We start from the raw sequence: 22529 nt of genomic DNA, 5'->3' as shown, positions 1-22529 counted from the left end.
GGCAGCCACTGTAATCGCACACGTCCCGGACGCCCGCAGGCCCCCGGACGAAGCGTCCGGGGGCCTGCGGTGACCGGGTGGGTCAGGGACGGTACGTCACGGTGCGTCGATCGTCGCCGTGACGATCCGGCGCATCGCCGTGTACGGGCCCGAGTAGCCGCCGCCTGCCAGCTCGGCGGTCCGGTCGGTGCCGTGCTCGTCGAAGTTGAGCGCGACGACCTCGTCGACGCCGTCACCGTTCAGGTCGCCGGCGAACACCTCCCGGGAGCCCCCCGCGTTCAGCGAGGCGACCGGGTCGGGGTAGTTGTCGTCGGCGACCAGCTGCGCCGGGTCGTAGGTGTCGACGCCGCTCGCCGAGGCGCTCAGCACGACCTTCTGCCCGCCCGGTCCGGTCGCGATGCCGCCCGACTCCATCTGGGGCAGGGTGAACATCCGGGAGTCCTTGCCGTCCGGGCCGTAGGTGCGCAGGCTCGCGGTGCCGGCCAGTGTCAGGCCGTTCGGCCCGGTGAACCAGTTGCCGAGCGTCCACGGACCGCCGGCCGGTCCCTCGTGCAGCAGCTCGCCGGTGCGGCCGTCGCGGATCTGGACCGCGGTGGTGATGTTGGAGAGCGCGGTCCCCTTCGTGAAGAAGGTGTACACGACCGCGTGCCCGTCGGCGTAAGGGATGCCGGGCGCAGCGAACGTACCGCCGCGCAGCGGGGCACCGAGCACCGAGCCGTCCGTACCTTCGCCCGGCTTCGGGGCGAACGACCAGGCGGTCCTGCCGTCCTTGCCGCGCAGCGCGACGCCGGCGGCCGTGACCTCCGACCTGCCGAGCGAACCGGCGGTGGCGTACTGGGCGTAGACCCGTCCGTCGCCGGCCGACACGTCCGAGAACACGACGTCACCCGCGCTCGCCGGGGCGGTGTACTCCCACAGCAGCTTGCCGTTGCCGCGGTGCACGCGCACCGTGTCGGTGGCGACGATGACCTCCGCGCGGCGGTCCCCGTCGACGTCCGAGGCCGTGACCGTGCGCACGAACCGGCCCTTGCCGTCGATCGTCGTGAGTACCCTGCCGGTACGGGAGTCGAGCACCACGGCCGCGGAGTCGGCGGCCACGACCAGCTCGTCCCGCCCGTCGCCGTCGGTGTCGGCCTTCACGATCGCGTGGACCTGGCCGGGCACCGTCGCGCTCCACAGCCGCTTCGGCGCACCCGAGACCAGCGACGGGCCGTCGTAGGCGAAGACGGCATTGGACTGGCCGCCGACGATCAGGTCCTGCTTCCTGTCCTTGTTCACGTCCGTGGACACCGCGGACCAGACCGGACCGGGCAGCGGGAGGAGGTCCTCCTGCTTGCCGTCGCGCAGGGTGTACGCGCGGACGTTCTGGTTGGTGTCGACGGTCCGCAGGCGGGTGGAGCCGCGCTCGGTGAAGGGCTGGGTCCACATCTGGGAGGCGGTGATGCCTCGCTTCTCCCAACGCACCGTGCCGTCCTTGCCGGACAGTACGGCGAGCCGTGCGGCTCGCGAGGCACCTCGGTTCTGTGCGGTGTCGTAACCGGCGTCGTCCTTGTACGAGGCGACCACGGTGCCGTCCAGGGCCTTCAGGCCCCAGGCGCCGCCGCCGTCGTGCCCGTTGGCGGGGTCGCGCTTGACGGTTCGCGACCACAGTTCGCCGCCGTCGGTGCCGTCGAGGGCCCGGACGGTGTTGGCGTTGATGAACAGGTTGCTGTCGAGGGTCGACTCGCTGACCGTGTACTCGGGCTTGGAGCTTCCCCGGATGTCGCCGACCTCCATCGTCAGCGGCAGCGCGTTCACGCGGGTGTCCAGGGGCGTGCGTGTCCCGTCGCCGAGGGCGTAGGAAGCGATCTCGTACTGGATGCCCTCGTTCGGGTCGGACTGTTCCAGGGCGACCAGACGGCCGCGCGAGGCGTCCAGGTGCAGCTGACGCGAGTACAGCCGGTCGGTCCGCGACCAGGTGACGCTGCCGTCCGCGGTGTCCAGGACCAGTGTGTGGCCGCTGGGCGCGGCGTCCGCGCTGAGCTTGCGCTGGTTCCACGACGCGGCCACGAGCCCGTTGCCCAGCGGCTCCAGGCTTCCCCAGGCGACTCCGGTGTAGCTGCCCGCGTCGTAGCTCCAGGTGCTCGCCGGTGTCAGGGCGCCCTTGGCGTAGGAGAAGCGGATGCCGTTGAGCGTGGCTCTGGAGTCCTTGGGCGAGTTGAGGTTGTAGTACGGGGAGTCGGCGACCACGAGGGTCTTCCCGACCAGCTTGACGTTGAAGGCTCCCGCGTACAGCTTGTGCCACAGCGTCCTGCCGGTCTTCCCGTCCAGCACGGTGACGAACGTGCCGTTCGGCAGGCTCGATCCGGGTGAGCTGAACGGCCGGTACGGGCTGACGCCGACGGTCGCCGTGAACACCACGTCGTCCACACCGTCCCCGGTCAGGTCACCGGTGGTGTAGCCGTTGTCGCTGGCCATGGTGAACGGGCTCACCGCGTTGAAGCCCATCACGATGCGCGCAGGGTAGGGCTCCACCTGGTACGGCCGGAGCGGGCTGACCTGCCAGTCGGCGTACAGGGACTCGGTGTTGCGCGACCACACCTGCGTGCCGTCGGTGGTGCGGCGCTGCACCGAGCCGAGGGCGTGGAGCGCGAAGTAGTCCTTGCCGGCGCCCGTGACGGGGGCGGTGACGGCCATGCCCTGGTAACTCTCCACGGCGGACCGGGTCGTGAGCTTCCAGCCGCTCGCGGAGGTGCCGGATTCGTCGAGCGACGACCCGCCGCCGGCGGCGGGCGTCGGGACGGTGTCCTGACGGTCCTGGGCGTGCTGCGGGTCGACGGCCGCGCCGTCGCCGTAAGGATCGAGCTGCGCGCGCTCCGAGAGTTCCTCGGCCTGGCTGTCGGTGAGGACCAGCAGACCGCTGTCGTCGTCGGCGAGGGCTGCGGACGGTGCGGCGCTCAGCGCCAGTCCGGCCGCCACCAGGGCGGAAGCGAGGCGCAGGCCTCGGCGGTGGAGTGTTCTCATCACGCGGCCTTCGGGGAGAAGCGGATCGCGGAGGCGTCCTTGAGGACGGTCTCGTTGAAGGAGTACGAAAGGGCGTCCGTGCCGGCCTGGTTCTCCATGCCGATGGTCGCCGAGGAGCCCTGCTGAAGGGGGTGGGCACCGATGCCCTTGTACTGCAGGGTGATGGCGCCGGTGGCCTCGTCGAAGAGGGCCTCGAAGGTGACCCGGACGGAGGTGTTGTCGGCGAACGCGGCGTTGTTCCAGACGATCGCGAACGTCCGTGCGCCGGTCGCGCCCGTGGTGGCGGTCTGGACGCTCGACTTCTTGTCCAGCGTCAGGTCGTCCCAGAAGGCGGCGACGGTGCCGTTGGGCTGGGTGGCGGTGGGCAGCGCGGTGTTGGCGTAGTCGCCGAGGCGCGGCTGGAGGAAGTTCACCATGCCGTTGGTGGTGACGCTCGCCTGGGAGTACGGGATGCCGTACAGCTTCACCGGGAAGGGCAGCGCGACGGTCTTCGCGTTCTCGTCACCGGAGAGCGCGACCGTGGTCCGGCCGCCGATCCAGGCGTACGCCGCCGGGGCGCAGCTGTTGCCGGCCGCGTCCGTACGGTTCGGCAGCGCGGCCTTCACCGTCTTGTCGCCGTCCACGGTGACCGCGGTCGTCAGGACGCCGTTGCACAGGACCGGGGCCGCGGGCGTCGCGGTCAGGGTGAACGAGCCCTCGGCGACCGACGGGAAGCGGAAGGCCCCGTCCGAGTCGCTGGTGACGGCGTCGAGCGGCGCGTCCGAGAAGCGGACGGTGGCCCCCTTCAGAGGCTTGCCGGTGACATCGAGCACTGTGCCGGAGACGGCGTGCGTCGTCACCGCGTCCAGCGCGAAGTCCTTGGTGACCTGTTCACCGGTGCCGACCGTGAAGCCGTCCGCACCGGCGGCCGCGTATCCGTAGCCGCTGACCGCCAGGGTGTAGGTGCCCGCGTTCAGGTTCAGCTTGTACGCACCGTCGGCCGCGGTGGTCACGGTACGCCGGGCCGTGCCCGTCTGCGCCGTCACCGTCGCGCCGGCCAAGGGCTTGCCGGTCGCCTCGTCGGTGACCGAACCGGTCACGGTGGCCGCGCTGCGCGGGGCCGCGTCGACCGAGGCGAGGATGTCGAGCTTGCCCTCGCCCCAGACGTTGTTCATGTCCGACGAGCCGCCGCAGTGCGTGTCGTCGACGTCGGTCGCGCCGTCGTTCAGGACGGCCCGGGTCTCGTCGATCCGGCCGATCAGCGAGGGGGCGGCGGACCACAGCAGGGCCGCGGCACCCGCGACATGGGGCGTCGCCATCGACGTACCGCTGATGGCCCTGTACGTGCTGCCCGGCCAGGTCGAGCGGATGCTGACACCCGGTGCGGAGATGTTCGGCTTGGCCGATCCGTCGACCAGGGACGGGCCGAAGCCGGAGAAGTCAGCGATCTTCCCGTTCACGTCGTAGGCGCCGACTCCGTACGCGGGGGCCTGCGAGCCCGGGGCGTGCGTGGTCGAACAGGTCGTGCCGTCACCGTCGTTGCCGGCGGCGAACGCCTCGAAGATCCCGGCCGCGTTCCACGCTTCGACGATGTCCTGATAGAAGGTCGTGTCACCGCCGCCCCAGGAGTTGTTGACGATGTCCGGGGCCAGTTCGGGCTTCGGGTTCAGCCCGTCGTGGTCGGTCGGCGCGAGGATCCACTGACCGGACGCCAGCAGCGCGGAGTCCGAACAGCTGCTGGACTCGCAGCCCTTGGCGGCTATCCACTTCGCACCGGGCGCGACACCGACACCGTCGGCGCCGACCATGGTCCCCATGGTGTGGGTGCCGTGGCCGTTGTTGTCACAGGGGGTTCCGGAGGTGCCGCACTGGCCCGTCGGGTCGTACCAGTTGTAGTCGTGGCTGAACGTGCCGTCGCCCAGGTTGCCCCGGTAGTTGCCCTTCAACGCCGGGTGGTCGTACTGCACGCCCGAGTCGACATTGGCGATCACGATGCCCTCGCCGCGGTCGTCGAACTGCGACCAGACCTGGTCCGCCCCGATGTCCTTGACCCCCCACTCGGGGTCGCTCGCGGACTCGACGGCCGGCCCGGCGACGGCGGTCTCCTCCAGCTTGTCCAGGTGGTAGGTGCGTTCCTGCCGGATGCTCACCACGTCATCGCGTGCGGCCAGCCGGCTCACCAGCTCCTCGTCACCGGTCACTTTGAGGGCGTTGGCGATCCAGTACGGCTCGTAGCCGACCTTGGCCCTGTCCAGAGCGGACCGGATCGAGGTCTGGCTGCGGTCCGCCTCCTTGCGGAGCGAGGTGAAGGCGGACTTCGCCTTGTCCTCGTGGGTGCGCTTCCCGCGGGCGGCGGAGAGGTCTGCCCGGTTCTTCAGCACGACGAAGAAGGTCGACTCCATGCCCCTCCCGACAGTGTCGAGAACGGCTGGGTCGATCCGTGCGGTCTTCTTGCCGGACCCGGCAGTGGCAGCGGCGTCCGGCTGGGCGAAGGCCGGAGCGGAACCGGCGAGGACTGCCGCCGCCGTGATCGCGGCGGCGGCGGCCCACGCGGCGGCTCTGCGCCGGGGGGCTCGGGGCAGGTGCATGGGCGTGCTCCTCCAGGGCTGGTACGGGTGACCCTCCCCGGCCCCGTACGTGGGGGAGTGCCCGGGGAAGGGCTTGTCCCGGGAAGCTAGGAGGGGGCCGTTACTGGAGCATTACCGGCCGTGAATTCAGGTGCCCCGGCCACCGATGTCGAAGCCGAACGGCCTGGCGAGGACTGCCGCCGACACCCCAGCACCGCCATGGCCACCGCAACGGCAAGCGCACCGTGGAAGAGGAGGACCGGGCCGGCGACAGCCCCGACGAGGAGGGCGCCCTGGACGAACAGGGCGACCCGGCGGCCGTCGTCCTGTGTCCACCTCTGGAGGCGCAGCCCGGCAAAAATCACGGCGGTGAGCCAGAACTCCGCACCGAACAGCCGACCTGTCCCTGCGGTGCCGGCGCGGACGAAGGAAGCATCGCCGTACGAAACGATCATGCCCGGCGGCCCGACGACTGCCGCTTTCCGGCCGCAGTGATCACGGCCGCCCCGGCCGGACGGAATCTCGCGCCGGGCCGCCCCGGCCGTGTTCCGTTCCGCCGCGCTGTCGGCCGTCCCCGTCAACTGCTCCCCCTTCCGTCCTGGTTGTGCCTTCCGTCCGCTGACGACGCGCTCGCCATGTACCGGGTGGACGCAGTGGAGAGGCGCCTGGTTCGGCCGGTCGTGCCTCCGTACCGACGCTGCCCCGCACGGTCTCCGACGCCGCGGAAGACCGATGTGCGGGGTCTTCGGTCCGGCATCAGGACGGGTCGTCCGGGGTGTCGAACATCGTTCGCAATTCCAGCGCGGGTCATTGACGCCGGGTTGCCCCACGCCTACGGTCCCGTCCGAAGTGACGGGCGGCATTCGACATATCGAACGCACGCCCGTGGCGAACGATCCGTACCCCTCAGACCCGTACCCCTCAGAGACGAGCCGCCATGCACCCACACCACCCCAGTCGGCGCCGAGCCCTCGCAGGCGGAATCGGCGCCCTCGCGGCCGCCGGAGCCCTGGGCTCCCTGTCCGGCTGCGCCGCGCCCGCCACCGCCGCCGGGCCGGGTCAGACCCGGCTGCGGTTCTGGCACCTCTTCGGCGGTGGCGACGGCGTCAACATGGCGGGAATGCTGCACGACTTCCGCACCGGACACCCCGACATAGCCCTGGAGGCCGCGACCCTGCAGTGGGGTGCGCCTTACTACACGAAGCTCGGCATGGCCGGCGCCGGAGGCAGGGCGCCCGAACTGGCCGTACTGCACCTCGCGCGGCTCGCCGGCTTCGCCCCCGGCAAGCTCGTGGACCCCTTCGACCTCGATCTGCTGGCCGAACACGGGGTGCGGGAAAAGGACTTCCCGCCGGAGATCTGGAGCCGCGGCCGAGCCGGTGGCCGGCAGTACGCCGTGCCGTTCGACACCCACCCCTTCGTCCTCTACTACCAGACCGAGGTGTGCGAGAAGGCGGGGCTCATGGCGGGCGGCCGGCTCAAGCCGATCAGCGGTGCCGAGGAGTTCGCCGACGCGCTGCGCGCTGCGAAGAAGGTGACCGGACAGCCGGGCCTGGTGACGGAGACGCTCGGACCCGACTGCATCACGCCCTGGCGCCTCTTCTCCACCTTCTATGCGCAGACCGGTGGCAAGGTCCTGTCGCAGGACGGCAAACGCCTTGCGCTGGACGACGCCAAGGCCCTGGGCGTACTGGAGTACATGGCGGCCCTCTCCGAGGAGGGGCTGATGGTGCGCCGGTGCGACTACGGCGCCTCCGTGGGTATCTTCAACGGCGGGAGGACCGCCTTCCACCTCAACGGCGAATGGGAGATCACCACCTTCCGGACGGCCGGGATCCCCTTCTCCATGACCCGGGTGCCCGCGCTCTTCGGCAGTGCCGCCGCGCAGGCCGACTGCCACTCGTTCGTCCTGCCGCACCAGAGGGATCGCGGCGGACCGGCCAACGAGGCGGCCCACGCCCTCGTCGCCTGGATGCTGAAGAATTCCGTCGCGTGGGCCGAGGGCGGACATGTGCCCGCCTATCTGCCGGTGCTCGACGATCCGGCGTACCTGAAGCTGAAACCCCAGTCCGAGTACCGGGACGTGATCGACGAGGTGGCGCTGGACGAGCCCGCCTGGTTCGCCGGCTCCGCCTCCCGCATGTGGATCGAACTCGGCGCCGTGCTCTCCGGGGTGCTCACCGGATCCCGCACCCCGCGCGGTGCGCTCACCGAGTGCAAGGCACGCCTGAGAACTCTCCTCGACACCCGCAACCCCCTTCCGGGAGCCGCGTCATGACCTCCACCACCGCGGCGGCACCGCCACCCGTGACGAAGCCGGCGGAGGCCGTCCGCCGCCCCGCGGCCCGTTCCGTGCACAGGAAATGGACCGAGCACGGCCTGGTGTTCATCGCCCCGTTCCTGCTCGTGTACGCCATGTTCCTGGTCTGGCCGCTGATATCAGGTGTTGGCATGAGCCTGACCAGTGACAACATCACGGGCTCCGGAGGTGAGTTCGTCGGTCTCGACAACTACGCGGAGGCCCTGGGCGACCCCGACGTGTGGTCCTCGCTCTGGAACACCGTCTGGTTCACGGTCCTGTCCACCGTCCCGCTCGTCCTGGTGGGGCTGGGGCTCGCGCTGCTCGCCCATCAGCTGCGCGTGGTTCAGTGGCTGTGGCGGCTGAGCTGGTTCGCCCCGTTCCTCCTGCCGTCCGGAGTCGTCTGCCTGCTCTTCGGGCAGATGATCTTTCCCTCCGGCTTCGGCCTCGCCGACCAGATGCTCGCCTCCGTCGGCCTGGAGCCGGGCATCGGATGGCTGAGCGACGAGCGCTACGCGATGCTCTCCGTCGTGGCCACCACCCTCTGGTGGACCGTCGGCTTCAACTTCCTGCTGTATCTCGCCGCCCTGCAGGCCATCCCGGCCCATCTGTACGAGGCCGCCGAGCTGGACGGAGCGGGCGGACGGCACCAGCTGTGGCACATCACCATGCCGATGCTCCGCCGGACCACCGGACTTCTCGTCGTCCTCCAGGTACTCGCCTCGCTGAAGATCTTCGACCAGATCTACCTCATGACCGGCGGCGGCCCCGACGAATCCACCCGGCCGATCCTGCAGTACGTCTACCAACAGGGCTTCACCGGTTACCGCATCGGCTACGCCTCGGCCGTCTCGTACATCTTCTTCGCCCTGATCCTGACCGTCTCCCTGGTGCAGCCGCTGCTGTCCCGGCGCCGAGCTGAGGAGGCCGCACAGTGAGCGGTTCCGTCACCGTCAGAACCCGCCGCGTACTCCGGAGCCGGCAGCCGGGCGGATCCGAGGGCCGGCGCCGGCGCTGGACGCCCGGCAGGCTCGCCCTGCTCGTCCTGGCCCTGATCCTCGCCGTGGCCTGGCTCGTCCCGCTCGCCTGGGCCGTCGCCACCTCCCTGAAGCCGGAGGCGGAGACGACCGGGACGCCGCTGGAGTGGATCGGTTCGCGCATCACGTTCGACGCGTACTCCAAGGTCTGGGAATCCGGCGAACTGATGCGCTGGCTCATGAACTCGGCGTACATCTCGCTCATGACGACCGTGCTGACCGTCCTGACCTGCGCGATGGCCGCGTACGGCTTCACCCGCACCGAATTCCGCGGACGCAGGCTGCTCTACGGGCTGGTGCTCGCCGGCATCATGGTGCCGCCGCAGGTACTCATCGCGCCGCTGTTCCAGGAGATGGTGCAACTCGGCCTCGTCGACACCTACTGGGGCGTGATCCTGCCCCAGGTCGCGGTGCCCGCCATGGTGTTCATCCTGGTGAAGTTCTTCGAAGGCGTACCGAGAGAGCTGGAGGAGGCGGCCTTCGTCGACGGCGCCGGACGCTGGCGGGTGTTCTGGACGATCGTGATCCCGCTGTCCCGGCCGGTGCTGGCCGCCGTGGCGATCTTCACCTTCATCTCCACCTGGAACAACTTCCTCTGGCCGTTCCTCGTCACCACCGACCCGAACGGCATGACCCTGCCCGTCGGCCTCGTCAACGTCCAGTCGTCGTTCGGTGTGCGGTACGCACAGATCATGGCCGCGCTCGTGATCGCCGGGCTGCCGCTCCTGATCGTCTTCGCGCTCTTCCAGCGGCAGATCGTGCGCGGCATCGCGCACACCGGTCTGGCCGGCCAGTAGGCGGCCGCGCGGGGCGGAACGGCCGGGCGGCCGCGAGGCCGTACGCCCCGCGGGTGCGGCGGACGGTCAGGCGAGGGACGTACCCCGCATCAGCAGCAGCGCCACGTCTGCCGACGCCGCGGCCACGGCCCCCGCGAGCGCCGCCTTGCGCCAGGTCCGCCGGGGCACGAACCCGGCGAACGCCGTCGGCACCACCACCGCCAGCGTGAGCGCTCCCCACCAGCCGGGAGGCCCCGCAGGCCCCAGCACGAGGACAGCCGACGCCGCCACCAGCGGTACGGGGAGCAGTATCCGGGTACGGGCGGCGCCCAGCCGCTGGGGCAGGCCGCGACTGCCGTCCGCCAGATCCCCGTCGATATCGGGGAGCGCATCGCCCAGATGGGCCCCGACACCCAGCAGGGCCCCGGCTGTCACGGCCCACCACGCGGGCCAGGGATGACCGGGCATGTTCAGGGCGACCAAGGCGGGCAGTCCGCCGAATCCGATCACGTACGGAAGCCAGGACAGCACCGTCTCCTTGAGCTTCAGGTTGTACGTCCACGCCGCCAGGACCCCGGCGAGGTGCACCGCGCCGGCGGCAGCACCGCACGCCAGCGAAAGAGCCACGCACAGCAGCAACGCGGTGGAAGCCGCCTGCCATGCGGTGCTCCGTGACACCACGCCGTCGGCCACCGGTTTGCCGCGGCGCCCGGCGGCCGCGTCGCGGCTGGAGTCGAAGGCGTCGTTGCACCAGCCCACCGAGAGCTGGCCCGTCAGGACGGCCCCGCCGACCAGGACGCAGCGGGCGACCCCGAGCCCGGAGCTGACGGACAGTGCGACGACGAGGACGGTCACCGCCGCCACGGGGCCCGGATGGCAGGAGAGCGCCAGCCCCACCGCGGGGCGGGGCGGTCGCGTCACGGACTCGTGCACCTGCGGCCGGTCAGTGGTGTCCACAAGGGGATCGTAAGGACTCCGGATCTCACGAACACGCCAGCCGCGCGTCCGATTTGCAGGGTTTCACCCTGTTATGTAGGCAGGATGAGAGTCATGACCTCGCCGAAGCAGGGGCCAGGATGACCCGAATCGCAGCGGTTCACGGGGTCCTGCCACCGCACCGCCACACCCAGCGGGCGGTCACCGACATGGTGGCGCGCACCTGCCTGCCCGCGGGGGCCGACCGCCGCGTCCTCGACCGGATCCACGAGAACGCCCGCGTCCGCACCCGGAACATGGTTCTGCCTCTGGAGCGCTACGGCGAACTGGACGGTTTCGGGGCGGCCAACGACGTGTTCATCGGCGCCGCAGTCGACCTCGGTGCCCAGGCGGTGCGCGGGGCGCTGCGTACGGCGGGGCTGCGGCCCGCCGACGTGGACCTGCTGATGTTCACCTCCGTCACAGGAGTGGCGGCTCCCTCCGTCGACGCCCGGCTCGTCGGCCGCCTCGGTCTGCGGCCCGACGTGAAACGGCTCCCCGTCTTCGGCCTGGGCTGCGTCGCCGGCGCCGCAGGGGTGGCCCGGTTGCACGACTACCTGCTCGGCAGGCCCGGCCAGGTGGCCGTGCTGCTGTCGGTCGAGCTCTGTTCCCTCACCTTCCAGCGGGCGGACCCGACGCCCGCCAACCTCGTGGCCACCGCGCTCTTCGGCGACGGCGCGGCGGCCGTCGTCGCAGTCGGCGGTGAACACCCCGCCCCGGCGGACGGCCCCGAGGTGATCGACACCCGCAGCCGGCTGTACCCCGACACCGAACACGTCATGGGCTGGGACATCCGGAGCTCCGGCTTCAAGGTGGTCCTCGATCCGGCGGTCCCCGACGTCGTGCGCCGGTATCTCGCCGACGACGTCCGCGGGTTCCTGGAGGAACACGGGCTGAAACCGAAGGACATCGCCCACTGGGTGTGCCACCCCGGCGGCCCCAAGGTCCTGGAAGCCGTCTCCGACGTACTCGAACTGCCCGAGGGCGCACTCGACGTCACCTGGCGTTCGCTGGCCGAGGTGGGCAACCTGTCGTCCGCCTCCGTGCTGCACGTCCTGCGGGACACGATGCAGCAGAGGCGGCCCGAGCCCGGCACCCCCGGTCTGCTGATGGCCATGGGCCCCGGATTCTGCTGCGAACTGGTGCTGCTGCGTTGGTAATCGGGAGGAACGCGTGATCTGGTACACGGCCCTGGTGCTGGCCGTCGCGGGCGAACGGCTCGGCGAGCTCGTCGTGGCACTGCGCAACACGCGCTGGAGCCTGGCCCGCGGCGGCACCGAAGCCGGGCGCGGACACTACCCGGCGATGGTGGCCCTGCACACCGCTCTGCTGGCGGGATGCCTCGCCGAGACCTGGCTGGCCGGGCGCCCGTTCCTCCCGTGGTTCGGCTGGACCATGCTGGCGGTGGTGGCCGCGGCGCAGGGGCTGCGCTGGTGGTGCATCCGCACCCTCGGACCTCGGTGGAACACCCGCGTCATCGTGGTCCCGGACCTGCCCCTGGTGACCGGCGGGCCCTACAGGTGGCTGCGCCACCCCAACTACGCGGCGGTCGCCGCCGAAGGGCTGGCGCTGCCACTGGTCCACGGCGCCTGGGTGACCGCCGTGCTCTTCACCGCACTCAACGCCGTGCTCATGGGCGTGCGCGTCCGGTGCGAGGACCGGGCACTGGCCTCGGTACGGCCGTCGGCCGCGCGCCCGTGATCGACGTCCTGGTGGCCGGGGGCGGCCCGGCCGGTCTGGCGGCGGCGATCCGGGCTGCCGGAGCCGGCCGGGAAGTCGTCGTGGTCGAACCCCGCGCCGCTCCCGTGGACAAGGCCTGCGGCGAGGGAATCATGCCCAGCGGCGTGGCGGCCCTGCGGGCGCTGGGCGTCGGCGTGGCCGGACACGACCTGCGCGGAATCCGGTACGTCGAGGGTCACCGCAGCGCGGAGGCGGCTTTCCGCGGCGACACGGGGCTCGGCGTACGGCGCACCGAACTGCACGCCGCCCTGCACCGGCGGGCCGTGGACCTCGGCGTACGCATCGTCCCCGGAAAAGCCGGGGCGATCCGGCAGGACGACGGCAGCGTCAGCACAGCGGGGCTGACGGCGCGCTGGCTGATCGCCGCCGACGGACTGCACTCCCCGCTGCGCCGCGAACTCGGCCTCGACCGCCCGGGGTCCGCCCCGCGCCGTTACGGCCTGCGCCGGCACTACCGGGTCGCCCCGTGGACGGACTTCGTCGAGGTCCACTGGTCCCGCCTGGGCGAAGCCTATGTGACACCCCTCGGCGACCGGCTGGTCGGTGTCGCCGTACTCAGCCGCGACCGGCGGTCCTACGAACAGCACCTGTCGTCTTTCCCCGCCCTGGCCGGCGCGCTCCGGGGCCTGGAGGCGGGTCCCGTGCGCGGGGCGGGACCCCTGCGCCAGGACGCGCGCAGTCCGAGGGCCGGACGTGTCCTGCTGGTCGGTGACGCGGCGGGATACGTCGACGCACTTACGGGTGAAGGAATCGCCCTGGCCATGGCGACCGCAACGGCGGCGGTCGCCTGCCTCGTCGCGGACCGGCCGGAGGACTACCCCGCACGATGGGGAAGGCTGACACGGCGTCACCGCATGCTCACACAGGGCCTGTTGAGTGCAGCGGGGAACCCTCGCATCGCCCGGCTCATCGTCCCTGCCGCTCACCGCATGCCCCGGGTGTTCTCGGCTGTGGTGCGCGCACTCCAGTAGGCGCGACCAGGTTCCACCCCGCCCGCCGTTCCGGACCGAGGCCCCGCTCTGCGATGCTGGCCCGGTGACGCCCTCGTCCCGAGCCCCGCAAGCCATCACGGCAGACTCGCCCCACCCGGGCATCAACCCGCTGATGACACAGTCCTGGCTGGATCTGGCCTTCGTGCACTGGCCGGCAGACCCCCTGGACGTGGCGCCGCTCCTGCCGGTCGGAACGGTTCCCGACACCCTGGACGGTGTCACCTACATCGGGCTCGTCGCCTTCCGGATGCACCGCGTCGGCTGGTTCCGTCTCCCCGGCGTGCCCTACCTCGGGACGTTCCCGGAGACCAATGTCCGCCTGTACTCCCTGGACTCCCAGGGACGGCGGGGCGTGGTCTTCCGCTCGCTCGACGCCTCCCGGCTGATCCCGGTGGCCGTCGCACGGACGGCGTTCCGACTCCCGTACAGGTGGTCGCGGATGAGGATCCGGCGCGACGCGGACACCCTCACGTACACCAGCAGGCGCCGGCCGGGCCCGCGGGGCGCGCACAGCCGGATAGTCCTGCGCGTCGGGGACCAGGTGGGGGAGCCCAGCGAACTGGAGCACTTCCTCACCGCGCGCTGGGGAATGCACTACACCTTCTTCGGACGGCAGACGTATCTCCGCAACACCCATCCCCGCTGGCCCCTGCACCACGCGCGGCTCATCGAGTGCGACGAGAACCTGGTGACAGCGGCGGGCCTGGCCGCACCGGCAGGCGAGCCGGCGAGCGTCCTGTACTCGCCCGGCGTCCCCGTGCGCTTCGGCCGTCCGTCCCGGCCCGGCGGCATCCCCACCCCGTAAACCCGCTCGGCGGTGGTCCGACCGAGGCTCATGCCGCGCCCGTACGGCATGTCGCCCGCCCGCCACGCAGGACACCGCTCTACTGTCGCCGCCACGGACAGGACGACGCGGTGGGAGTGGCATGCCGGACGTACAGCAGCGTCGACGGCAGGGAGTGGCCCGGCTGGTCTGCGGACGGCGCACCAAGTGGCTGATCGTGGCGTTCTGGCTGATCGTCCTTGTCGTCGCGGCGCCACTCGCCGGGAAACTCACCGACGCCCAGGACAACGACGCCACGTCCTGGCTGCCCAGCAGCGCCGAGTCCACCCAGGTCTGGGAGGAATCCAAGGGATTCCGGCCCGAGATCATCACGGCGATCGTCGTGTACGCCCGTGATTCCGGCCTGACCGGGGCCGACCGCACCCGGATCGCCGAGGACAAACAGCAGCTCACGACGCTGCGCGCGCACGGTGTGCGGGGTGCGGAGACACGCGGACCGCTCTACGACAGCCAGAACGCACCCGCGGCCGCCCAGATCTTCGTCCCCATCACCATGGACGAGGACGGATGGGAGCGCATCGGTCCGGCGGTCGATTCCGTACGGGACGTCGTGGGCGGCAGCGAGGGAGGTCTCGCGGTCCACATCACCGGACCCGGCGGCGTGGCCGCGGACTCCGCCGACGCCTTCTCGGGCATCGACTCGACCCTGCTGTTCGCCGCGCTGGGCGTGGTGATCATCATGCTGCTGATCACCTACCGCAGCCCGACCCTGCTCGTGCTGCCCGTCCTCGCGGTCGTCGCCGCACTGCTCACGGCACAGGCCCTCATCTACCTGCTCGCGGCGCATGCCGGCCTCACGGTCAACGGACAGAGCGCCGGCATCCTGACCGTCCTCGTCTTCGGCGCGGGCACGGACTACGCCCTGCTCCTCGTCGCCCGCTACCGGGAGGAACTGCGCCGGCACGAGGACCGGCACGAGGCGATGGCACGTGCGCTGCACCGCGCCGGGCCCGCGGTGCTCGCGAGCAGCGGCACCGTGGTGCTGAGCATGCTCGTCCTGCTGGTCGCCGAGATGAACTCCACCCGGGGCCTCGGTCCGGTCGCCGCGATCGGAGTGGCCGTCGCGCTCATCGCGATGCTCACGCTCCTGCCCGCCCTGCTGGTGATCTTCGGCCGGTGGGTGTTCTGGCCGGTCATCCCGCACTTCGGCACCGACGAGCCGACCGAGCACGGATTCTGGGCACGGATGGGGGAGCGGCTCGCCGTACGCCCGCGCAGGGTCTGGGTGGCCACCGCCCTCGTGCTCGCCGCCCTGTCCCTGGGCCTGATCCAGCTGCGCGCCGCCGGTCTCAGCAACGCCGACTCCTTCCCCGACAAGCCCGACTCCATCGTGGGCCAGGAGATCCAGTACCAGTACTTCCCGGCAGGCAGCGGCAGCCCGCTGGTCGTCATCGCGGCGCTCGGCAAGGGCGCCCAGGTGCGAAACGCGGTGGAGACGACCCCCGGTGTGGTGCCCGGCTCCCTCGTCGTGCCGCCCGGTGCCAGACCGGTGCACGAGGGCCGGGTGATCTTCGAGGCGACGATGACCGACCCCGGCGACAGCGAGCAGGCCGAGCAGACCGTGGAACGGGTCCGTGACGCGGTCCATCAGGTGCCGGACGCGGATGCCCTGGTCGGTGGGGACACAGCGGCGCTGCTCGACATGGACGCCGCCACCAGGCACGACAACCTGCTCATCATTCCCCTTGTCCTGCTGGTGGTGCTGATCGTCCTGATGCTGGTGCTGCGCGCCCTGGTGGCGCCCCTGCTGCTGATCGCGACCGTGGTGCTCTCCTTCGCAGCCGCCCTCGGTATCAGCGCGCTCGTCTTCCGGTACGTGTTCGACTACGCGGGCGAGACGACGGACTTCCCGCTCTTCGTGTTCGTGTTCCTGGTGGCACTCGGCATCGACTACAACATCTTCCTGACCACAAGGATCCGCGAGGAGGCCCTGCACCAGGGCACCAGAGCCGGTGTGCTGACGGGCCTCGCCGCCACCGGAGCCGTGATCACCTCGGCGGGGCTGGTCCTGGCGGGCACCTTCGCCGCCCTCGGGACCCTGCCGGTCGTGGCCTTCGCGGAGATCGGCTTCGCGGTCGCCCTGGGCGTGCTCCTGGACACCTTCGTCGTACGGTCCGTGCTGGTCACCTCCCTCTTCCTGGACATCGGCCCCCGGGTCTGGTGGCCCCACCGGCTCGCCCATGAGGACGGGGGCGCAGCGAGGAAGCCGGAGGCACCGGCCGCGCAGTCGTAGGGTGCAGCCAGGGGCGTTTCCGGTCGCGATGCGTCGCGGCTCACGGCTCGCCCGGTCCGTGCCGAGGGTGTAAAAAGGGGACCATGGCCGGACGCTACGGCCGCCCGCGTTCGTTTCTCAGAATGAGGACCGTCGCAGGTCAGGTCTTTCTCCTGCAGTTGGCGATCGTGGTGTTGCTCGTCGCTGCCGCCGTGGCCGCGCTCGTGCTGCAGTCCCGCGCCGACAGCGCACGGGAAGCCCGCAACCGCTCCGTCGCCGTCGCCGAGACCTTCGCGAACGCCCCGGGCATGGAAGCGGCCCTGGAGAGCCCGGACCCCAGCGCGGTGCTCCAGCCGAAGGCCGAGGCGGCCCGGAAGGGCTCGGGAGTCGATTTCATCGTCGTCCTTAACCTCGACTCGATCCGGTACACCCACCCGTTGCCCGACCGGATCGGCAAGAAGTTCGTGGGCGACGTGAAGCCCGCACTCGAGGGCCGCATCGTCACCGAGAGGGTCAACGGGACGATCGGCCCTCTCGTGCAGGCCGTGGTGCCCGTCTTCGGCGCGAACGGCAAAGTCATCGGCATGGTGTCCGCGGGAATCACCATCGAGCGGGTGAGCGGCGTCGTCGAGAACCAGTTCCCCCTCCTCTTCGGCTCCGCCGCGGGGATCCTGCTCCTCACTATGGGCGGAACGGCGCTCGTCAGCAGACGGCTCCGGCGCCAGACCCATGGCCTCGGCCCGACCGAGATGACCCGGATGTACGAACACCACGACGCCGTCCTGCACGCCGTGCGGGAGGGCGTGCTCATCGTCGGTGGGGACGGCCGGCTCCTGCTGGCCAACGACGAGGCACGGCGGCTGCTCGGCCTGCCGGCGCAGGTGGAGGGCCGCGAGGTCACCGATCTGGGTCTCGACCCCCTCACCACCGATCTGCTGGTCTCGGGGCGCGTCGCCACGGACGAGGTGCTCTCGGTGGGCAACCGGATTCTCGCGGTCAGTCAGCGCTCCACGGATCAGGACGGCGGGCCGCCGGGCAGCGTGACCACCCTGCGCGACACCACGGAACTGCAGGCACTCACGGGCAAGGCCGACGTGGCGCGGGGAAGGCTGAAACTGCTGTACGACGCCGGTACGGAGATCGGCACAGCCCTCGATGTCGTGCGGACGTGCGAGGAACTCGCCGACTTCGCCACCGCCAGATTCGCCGACTACGCGACCGTCGACGTGGCGGAGACCGTGCTGCGTGGCGAGGAGCCGACGGCGGCACGTACGGTCGCCGACATGCGGCGCACGGCGCTCAGCGGCACCCGGCACGACACGGGCCTCTACCCGCTCGGGTCGGTCATCCGCTTCATGCCGAGCACGGCCATCGGCGCCGGCCTGCTCAGGGGTGAGGCGGTCATCGATACGGACCTGCCGGCCCTGTCGGGATGGCAGGAGCAGCATCCCGCACGGGCCGAACGCCTCGTCGAGTGCGGTTTCCACTCGATGATCGCCGTTCCGCTGAGGGCCCGGGGCGTCATCCTGGGCGTGGCCATGTTCTGGCGGGCGCAGAGGCCCGAACGGTTCGAGGACGAGGACCTGTCCGTCGCCGAGGAACTCGTCGCCCGCGCCGCCGTGAGCATCGACAACGCCCGCCGCTACTCACGTGAGCACACCGTGGCGGTCACCCTGCAGCGCAGCCTGCTGCCACGCGGCCTCCCCGACCAGACCGCCATCGACGCGGCCTACCGGTACCTGCCCGCGCAGGCCGGGGTCGGCGGGCTCGGCGGGGTGGGCGGGGACTGGTTCGACATCATTCCGCTGCCCGGCGCCCGGGTCGCACTCGTCGTCGGCGACGTCGTCGGCCACGGGCTCCACGCGGCCGCCACCATGGGACGGCTGCGCACCGCGGTCCACAACTTCTCCACGCTGGACCTGCCCCCCGACGAACTGCTCTGGCACCTGGACGAGCTGGTGGCACGGATCGACCAGGACGAGACGGCCGACGACTCCGCCGGGGGAGTCACCGGGGCCACCTGCCTCTACGCCATCTACGATCCGGTGTCCGGGCGCTGCACCATGGCACGGGCCGGCCACCTCCAGCCGGTGATCGTCCACCCGGACGGCGCCGCCGAGTTCGCCGAGGTGCCCGGCGGTCCGCCGCTGGGCCTCGGCGGCCTTCCCTTCGAGACACTGGACGTACAGCTGCCGGAGAACAGCCGACTGGTGCTCTACACCGACGGGCTCGTCGAGGACCGGACCAGGGACATCGACGAAGGACTGGAACTCCTGCGCGGCACCCTCGCCGACTACGCCGGCCGGACACCCGAGGAGACCTGCGAGGCGGTCCTGCGCGTCATGGTTCCCGCCCGCGCCGGTGACGACATCGCGTTGCTCGTCGGCCGCGCACGCCGCCTCGCCGCGCAGGACGTGGCCGACTGGGAGGTGCCCTCCGACCCTGCGGCGGTGTCCCGCGTACGAGCCGAGGTGTCCCGCAAGCTGGCGGAGTGGGACCTGGTTGAGGAGGCGTTCACGACCGAGCTGATCCTCAGCGAACTGGTCACCAACTCCATCCGCTACGCCACCGGCCCCATCCGCGTCCGGCTGGTCCGTGACCGCACCCTGATCTGCGAGGTCTCCGACCGCAGCAGCACCTCGCCCCATCTGCGGCAGGCGGCCACCATGGACGAGGGCGGACGCGGGCTCTTCCTCGTCGCGCAGCTCGCGGAGCGCTGGGGCACGCGCTACACCGACGACGGCGGCAAGGTCATCTGGACGGAGCAGCTGCTGCCGCCCACCGCGCCGCCGGAACGCTGACCGGACCGTGCGTACGTCAGCTCCGCACGCAGTGCAGGAACATATGAGGTTCGGGTACCGCCCCGCCGCCGGCCGGCGTGAACACCGTGTGGTCCTCCCACTCCGCCGAGAGCCCCGCACCGGCCGCCAGAGCGGCGAAGGCCTCGGGGGAGAAGCTGCTCACCCGCACCTGCTGACCCATGAAGACCGTGCTCACCTCCTGCACGTCCAGAGGAACCGTGGCCAGCACCATGCGGCCGCCGCGCCGCAGTGCCCCCGCCAGCCGGTGCACGAGGGCGGTCTGTTCCTCGCGTGACATCTGCAGGAGCGAGAAGTAGACGCAGATCGCGTCGAAACCCTCCTCCTCCAGAGGCAGTTCACGGATGTCGGCGCATCGGAAGGACGCCTCGGGCACCTGGCGGGACGCCAGATCGACCATGACCGGCGACACATCGACCCCCAGTACCTGGTGTCCGGCGTCGGCCAGGGTCCGGGCGGTCGGCAGCCCCGTCCCGCTGCCGACGTCCAGGACGGAGCTGTGCGGTGCGAGCTGTCCGAGGAGTCGTGTCAGCGAGTCGTGGTGCGCGGCCGAACCGGCGAACGCACGCTCGTAGTCGGCCCCGATGGCATCGAACACCTCTGCCGCAGGATGTTGGTGACTGCCATTCACGACGTATCCCTTCCGTTCCGGTTCTACGGGACGAGGGCCACGGCCACGTACAGGCCGCTCTCCTCCGGCTGGGGAGCGGGCGTCCCCCGATACCACTCGGGTGCCGTCACCACGCCGGGCTCGACCACGTCGAGGCCCTCGAAGAAGCGCCCGAACTCCGCGCGCGTCCGCAGTGCGAGCCGGATGCCGCCCTTCCCGTACTCCTGCGTACCCTGCTCGCCGCGCTCCGGGTTCACGTCCGACGCACCCTGGGACAGCACCACGAAGCTGCCCGGCGCCAAGGAGGTCGTCAGGGTGCGAACGATGGCGTACGGGTCCTCGTCGTCGGGAAGGAAATGGAGGAGGCCCAGGAGCGAGAGCGCGACGGGGCGGTCGAAGTCCAGGACCTTGCGGGCGGCCTCGATGATCGTGCCCGCCGCGCGCACATCGGCGTGCACGTAGTCCGTCGCCCCCTCCGGGCGGCTGATCAGCAGGGCTTCCGCATGCCTCAGGACGATCGGGTCGTTGTCGCAGTAGACGACCCGCGAGGCCGGGTTGATCTCCTGGGCTGTCTGGTGCAGGTTCGGCGCCGTGGGGATCCCCGTACCGATGTCGAGGAACTGGTCGACACCCTCGCCGGCCAGCCAGGCCGTCGCGCGGTTCATGAACGCGCGGTTCTGGAAGGCGCCGGTCTTCGCCTCGGTCGGCAGGTGCTCGGCCACCGCCTGGTCCACGGGGTAGTTGTCCTTGCCGCCGAGGAGCGCGTCGTAGACACGCGCCGAATGGGGCCTGCTGGTGTCGATCGGGGGCTGAGGCGTCCCAGGCGTCATGACGAGCTCCGTTGCAGATGGGGTGAACCGCTCCGCCTGCGAAGTCTGCCACAGCAACTCCACCGCGATCAGCAGTTGTTGACGCTGTCCGGAGTGGGTACCGGCCCCCGGGAGGCGCTCCCGGGGGCCGGCTCGCACATGGCCGCCGTCAGCCGGCGTTCACCAGACCGTGCGCCGGCACGGTCACCGTACGGGCGCCGGCACGGCCGCCCAGGACGACCTTGCGCAGTGCGCTGTTGTTGCCGAGGTTCGTCTCCTTGAGCCGCTTCTCGGGGTTGGCCAGCACCTGGATGTAGTAGGTGCCGTTGGGCAGTCCGGTGATGTCGAAGGACTGGCCGGGAAGGTCCTGCGTGTAGGTGTCACCGGAGCCGACGTCGAGGACCTCCCGTACGGAGATCGAGTTCTCCTGGCCGCACGCGGTGGACAGATCGGTGTTGTCCGGGTGCCAGTTGGCGTTCTTCACCGTGTAGTCGACGGCGTCCGTGTTGGCCAGGCAGAAGGCTTCCTTGCCGCTGCGGACGGTCTCCTTCTTGTCGGCCTTGAGCAGCCGGTAGCTCGCGAAGTCCGTGAAGTGCCAGTGTTCATGACCCGGACGCGGGTCCCATTCCATGGTGCCGGTCGGTGTGTAGCCGACCTGCTTGCCCGAGGCGTCGTAGAAGTACTGGTAGGCGTCCATCAGCGCCTTGCCGGGAGCCCGGAAACCGTCGACGACCAGCTGTGCGGGGCCCGCGTTCCACACATTGGCGCTGAACGCCAGGTAGTCCTTGCCCGGGGCGTCCGCGTCGCCCTCGGCGATGGTGATGCCGTAGGCGGGCAGCGAACGGAGGTCGGGCTTGGGCACGTTCGGGACAGCGGCCCGGCCGGTCGGCCGCTTCGCGTTGGGGCGGGCGGCGGGTGCCTGCCGGGAACCGTCCGTCCGCCCCGGCCCGTCACCTGCCTGCGCGGACCGGAAACCCGCCCGCTTGACCGCCCAGGGCAGCGCCGCCGGCGCGGGCGCGTAAGGACCGTGGCCCACGTTGTACGAGGGGCCCGCGCCGCTGGTGGCTGCCGCGGGCGCCGACGTGCGCACGGCCGCGTGGCCCGAGTGCCCGGCCGCGTGGGAGGCGTGGCCGCCGGCGGACCGGGCGCCCGCGTTCTCCTCCCAACTGCGCTCGCGCACGGTCACCTTGACCGTCTGCGGCTTGTCGGCGATGCCGAAGAGATCGCGATAGGTCTTGGTCACCGACACCTTCGCGGTGTACTTCCCGGCGGGCAGGGCGACCGGCGTCGAGGAGTAACCCGCGTACGTGTTGGCCGCCCAGCCGTTCTCGACACCCCAGACCGAGCCGAGCGTGAAGGGATTCACGGGACAGCTCTCGGGATACTTCGACGTGGCCGGAGCGTCGGGGCGGACCCGTCCCGAGGCGTTGTTCGGGCAGAACGACTCCGTCTTGTCGAGCACGGTCTTGCCCGCCGCGTTCGTGACGGTGACCCGGACGAAGTCCGACAGCCCCGTGAAGTCCTTCACGAGCCCCTTGGGCAGGACCTTGGTGCGGGTCTTCTTCTTCCCCTCGCGGATGATCTGCGTGGCGACGACCGGGTCCTTGTAGGACGCGCGCGTCACCTTCAGTTCCAGCGGGGCCTTCGTGGCGGTGAGGTACGTGCCCAGATCCAGGTAGACACCGGGCTCCTCCTTCCACGAGTCGAGCGTCACCGATGCCGAAGCGGCGATCAGGCCGAGCTCCGGCACGGGCTGTGCCTTCTTGGCGTCCGGTGCCGCGGCGACGACGCCGGCTATTACGGTGATCGCCGCGGCTGCGGCGACGGCCGGCCGCCACAGCCGGCTGCGGGGGGTTCTGGTGGTCAT

The 22529-nt window shown here is 71.0% G+C and carries 16 protein-coding genes; 9 read left to right on the top strand and 7 right to left on the bottom strand.

All coding sequences use genetic code 11. The annotated features are described in order from the left end of the window. Positions 1 to 96: 96 nt before the first annotated feature. The 3 genes from ABZS61_RS20310 to ABZS61_RS20300 all read right to left on the bottom strand — a co-directional run bounded on the left by ABZS61_RS20310 (position 97) and on the right by ABZS61_RS20300 (position 6130). On the bottom strand, positions 97 to 3003 hold the full coding sequence (locus ABZS61_RS20310) for a hypothetical protein (RefSeq protein ID WP_356422778.1): 2907 nt from the start codon (positions 3001 to 3003) through the stop codon (positions 97 to 99). Next, on the bottom strand, positions 3003 to 5570 hold the full coding sequence (locus ABZS61_RS20305) for a S8 family serine peptidase (protein WP_356422775.1): 2568 nt from the start codon (positions 5568 to 5570) through the stop codon (positions 3003 to 3005). Before ABZS61_RS20305 ends, ABZS61_RS20310 begins: the two co-directional genes overlap by 1 nt. 86 nt (positions 5571 to 5656) lie before the next feature. Next, positions 5657 to 6130, bottom strand: a complete 474-nt coding sequence (locus ABZS61_RS20300; RefSeq protein WP_356422773.1) for a hypothetical protein — start codon at positions 6128 to 6130, stop codon at positions 5657 to 5659. A gap of 356 nt (positions 6131 to 6486) precedes the next feature. Between ABZS61_RS20300 and ABZS61_RS20295 the strand changes: the two genes are divergently transcribed. From ABZS61_RS20295 to ABZS61_RS20285, 3 genes are read left to right on the top strand one after another with little or no spacing between them, the layout of a single operon-like run. Then, positions 6487 to 7827 (top strand): extracellular solute-binding protein, encoded by a 1341-nt coding sequence (locus ABZS61_RS20295; RefSeq protein ID WP_356422770.1) that lies wholly within the window; start codon positions 6487 to 6489, stop codon positions 7825 to 7827. Further along, complete coding sequence (locus ABZS61_RS20290) at positions 7824 to 8786, top strand: sugar ABC transporter permease (protein ID WP_356422767.1); 963 nt, start codon at positions 7824 to 7826, stop codon at positions 8784 to 8786. Before ABZS61_RS20295 ends, ABZS61_RS20290 begins: the two co-directional genes overlap by 4 nt. Next, entirely contained in the window at positions 8783 to 9682 is a 900-nt protein-coding gene (locus ABZS61_RS20285) for a carbohydrate ABC transporter permease (protein WP_356422764.1), read from the top strand. Before ABZS61_RS20290 ends, ABZS61_RS20285 begins: the two co-directional genes overlap by 4 nt. A 66-nt stretch (positions 9683 to 9748) precedes the next feature. On the opposite strand, the gene ABZS61_RS20280 is transcribed toward ABZS61_RS20285, so the two are convergent. Next, a complete protein-coding gene (locus ABZS61_RS20280) occupies positions 9749 to 10594 on the bottom strand; it encodes a UbiA family prenyltransferase (RefSeq protein WP_356423110.1) in 846 nt (281 codons plus the stop codon). A 143-nt stretch (positions 10595 to 10737) separates the two neighbouring features. Here ABZS61_RS20280 and ABZS61_RS20275 point away from each other — a divergent pair, with 143 nt between their 5' ends. The 6 genes from ABZS61_RS20275 to ABZS61_RS20250 all read left to right on the top strand — a co-directional run bounded on the left by ABZS61_RS20275 (position 10738) and on the right by ABZS61_RS20250 (position 19225). Next, positions 10738 to 11796 (top strand): 3-oxoacyl-[acyl-carrier-protein] synthase III C-terminal domain-containing protein, encoded by a 1059-nt coding sequence (locus ABZS61_RS20275; protein WP_356422761.1) that lies wholly within the window; start codon positions 10738 to 10740, stop codon positions 11794 to 11796. Between the two features lie 13 nt (positions 11797 to 11809). Next, positions 11810 to 12337 carry an isoprenylcysteine carboxyl methyltransferase family protein gene (locus ABZS61_RS20270; RefSeq protein WP_356422757.1) on the top strand — a complete coding sequence of 176 codons (528 nt, stop codon included), beginning with the start codon at positions 11810 to 11812 and terminating at the stop codon, positions 12335 to 12337. Beyond that, complete coding sequence (locus ABZS61_RS20265; protein WP_356422754.1) at positions 12334 to 13347, top strand: FAD-dependent monooxygenase; 1014 nt, start codon at positions 12334 to 12336, stop codon at positions 13345 to 13347. The genes ABZS61_RS20270 and ABZS61_RS20265 overlap by 4 nt, the downstream gene beginning before the upstream one ends. 133 nt (positions 13348 to 13480) lie before the next feature. After that, positions 13481 to 14173, top strand: coding sequence for a DUF2071 domain-containing protein (locus tag ABZS61_RS20260; protein WP_356422751.1), 693 nt, complete (start codon positions 13481 to 13483; stop codon positions 14171 to 14173). A 121-nt stretch (positions 14174 to 14294) separates the two neighbouring features. Further along, entirely contained in the window at positions 14295 to 16445 is a 2151-nt protein-coding gene (locus ABZS61_RS20255) for an MMPL family transporter (RefSeq protein WP_356422748.1), read from the top strand. 83 nt (positions 16446 to 16528) lie between these two features. Next, positions 16529 to 19225 (top strand): SpoIIE family protein phosphatase, encoded by a 2697-nt coding sequence (locus ABZS61_RS20250; protein WP_356422745.1) that lies wholly within the window; start codon positions 16529 to 16531, stop codon positions 19223 to 19225. 16 nt (positions 19226 to 19241) lie between these two features. Here ABZS61_RS20250 and ABZS61_RS20245 read toward each other — a convergent pair whose 3' ends face one another. The 3 genes from ABZS61_RS20245 to ABZS61_RS20235 form a co-directional block, all read right to left on the bottom strand. Further along, positions 19242 to 19874 carry a class I SAM-dependent methyltransferase gene (locus ABZS61_RS20245; RefSeq protein WP_356422742.1) on the bottom strand — a complete coding sequence of 211 codons (633 nt, stop codon included), beginning with the start codon at positions 19872 to 19874 and terminating at the stop codon, positions 19242 to 19244. A gap of 23 nt (positions 19875 to 19897) precedes the next feature. Further along, complete coding sequence (locus ABZS61_RS20240) at positions 19898 to 20683, bottom strand: SAM-dependent methyltransferase (RefSeq protein ID WP_356422739.1); 786 nt, start codon at positions 20681 to 20683, stop codon at positions 19898 to 19900. 148 nt (positions 20684 to 20831) lie between these two features. Further along, a complete protein-coding gene (locus ABZS61_RS20235; RefSeq protein ID WP_356422737.1) occupies positions 20832 to 22529 on the bottom strand; it encodes a lysyl oxidase family protein in 1698 nt (565 codons plus the stop codon).

The sequence above is a fragment of the Streptomyces sp. NPDC005566 genome (assembly GCF_040605575.1).
Classification (GTDB): Bacteria; Actinomycetota; Actinomycetes; order Streptomycetales; family Streptomycetaceae; genus Streptomyces.
Note: the sequence above shows the minus strand (reverse complement) of the source record. Positions and strands in the feature narration are given on the sequence as shown.

Excerpts from the sequence above, each read along its gene's own strand:
- ABZS61_RS20310 (WP_356422778.1), bottom strand. The coding sequence starts at position 3,003 with ATGAGAACACTCCACCGCCGAGGCCTGCGCCTCGCTTCCGCCCTGGTG.
- ABZS61_RS20305 (WP_356422775.1), bottom strand. The coding sequence starts at position 5,570 with ATGCACCTGCCCCGAGCCCCCCGGCGCAGAGCCGCCGCGTGGGCCGCC.
- ABZS61_RS20295 (WP_356422770.1), top strand. The coding sequence starts at position 6,487 with ATGCACCCACACCACCCCAGTCGGCGCCGAGCCCTCGCAGGCGGAATC.
- ABZS61_RS20290 (WP_356422767.1), top strand. The coding sequence starts at position 7,824 with ATGACCTCCACCACCGCGGCGGCACCGCCACCCGTGACGAAGCCGGCG.
- ABZS61_RS20275 (WP_356422761.1), top strand. The coding sequence starts at position 10,738 with ATGACCCGAATCGCAGCGGTTCACGGGGTCCTGCCACCGCACCGCCAC.
- ABZS61_RS20260 (WP_356422751.1), top strand. The coding sequence starts at position 13,481 with ATGACACAGTCCTGGCTGGATCTGGCCTTCGTGCACTGGCCGGCAGAC.
- ABZS61_RS20255 (WP_356422748.1), top strand. The coding sequence starts at position 14,295 with ATGCCGGACGTACAGCAGCGTCGACGGCAGGGAGTGGCCCGGCTGGTC.
- ABZS61_RS20250 (WP_356422745.1), top strand. The coding sequence starts at position 16,529 with ATGGCCGGACGCTACGGCCGCCCGCGTTCGTTTCTCAGAATGAGGACC.
- ABZS61_RS20240 (WP_356422739.1), bottom strand. The coding sequence starts at position 20,683 with ATGACGCCTGGGACGCCTCAGCCCCCGATCGACACCAGCAGGCCCCAT.
- ABZS61_RS20235 (WP_356422737.1), bottom strand. The coding sequence starts at position 22,529 with ATGACCACCAGAACCCCCCGCAGCCGGCTGTGGCGGCCGGCCGTCGCC.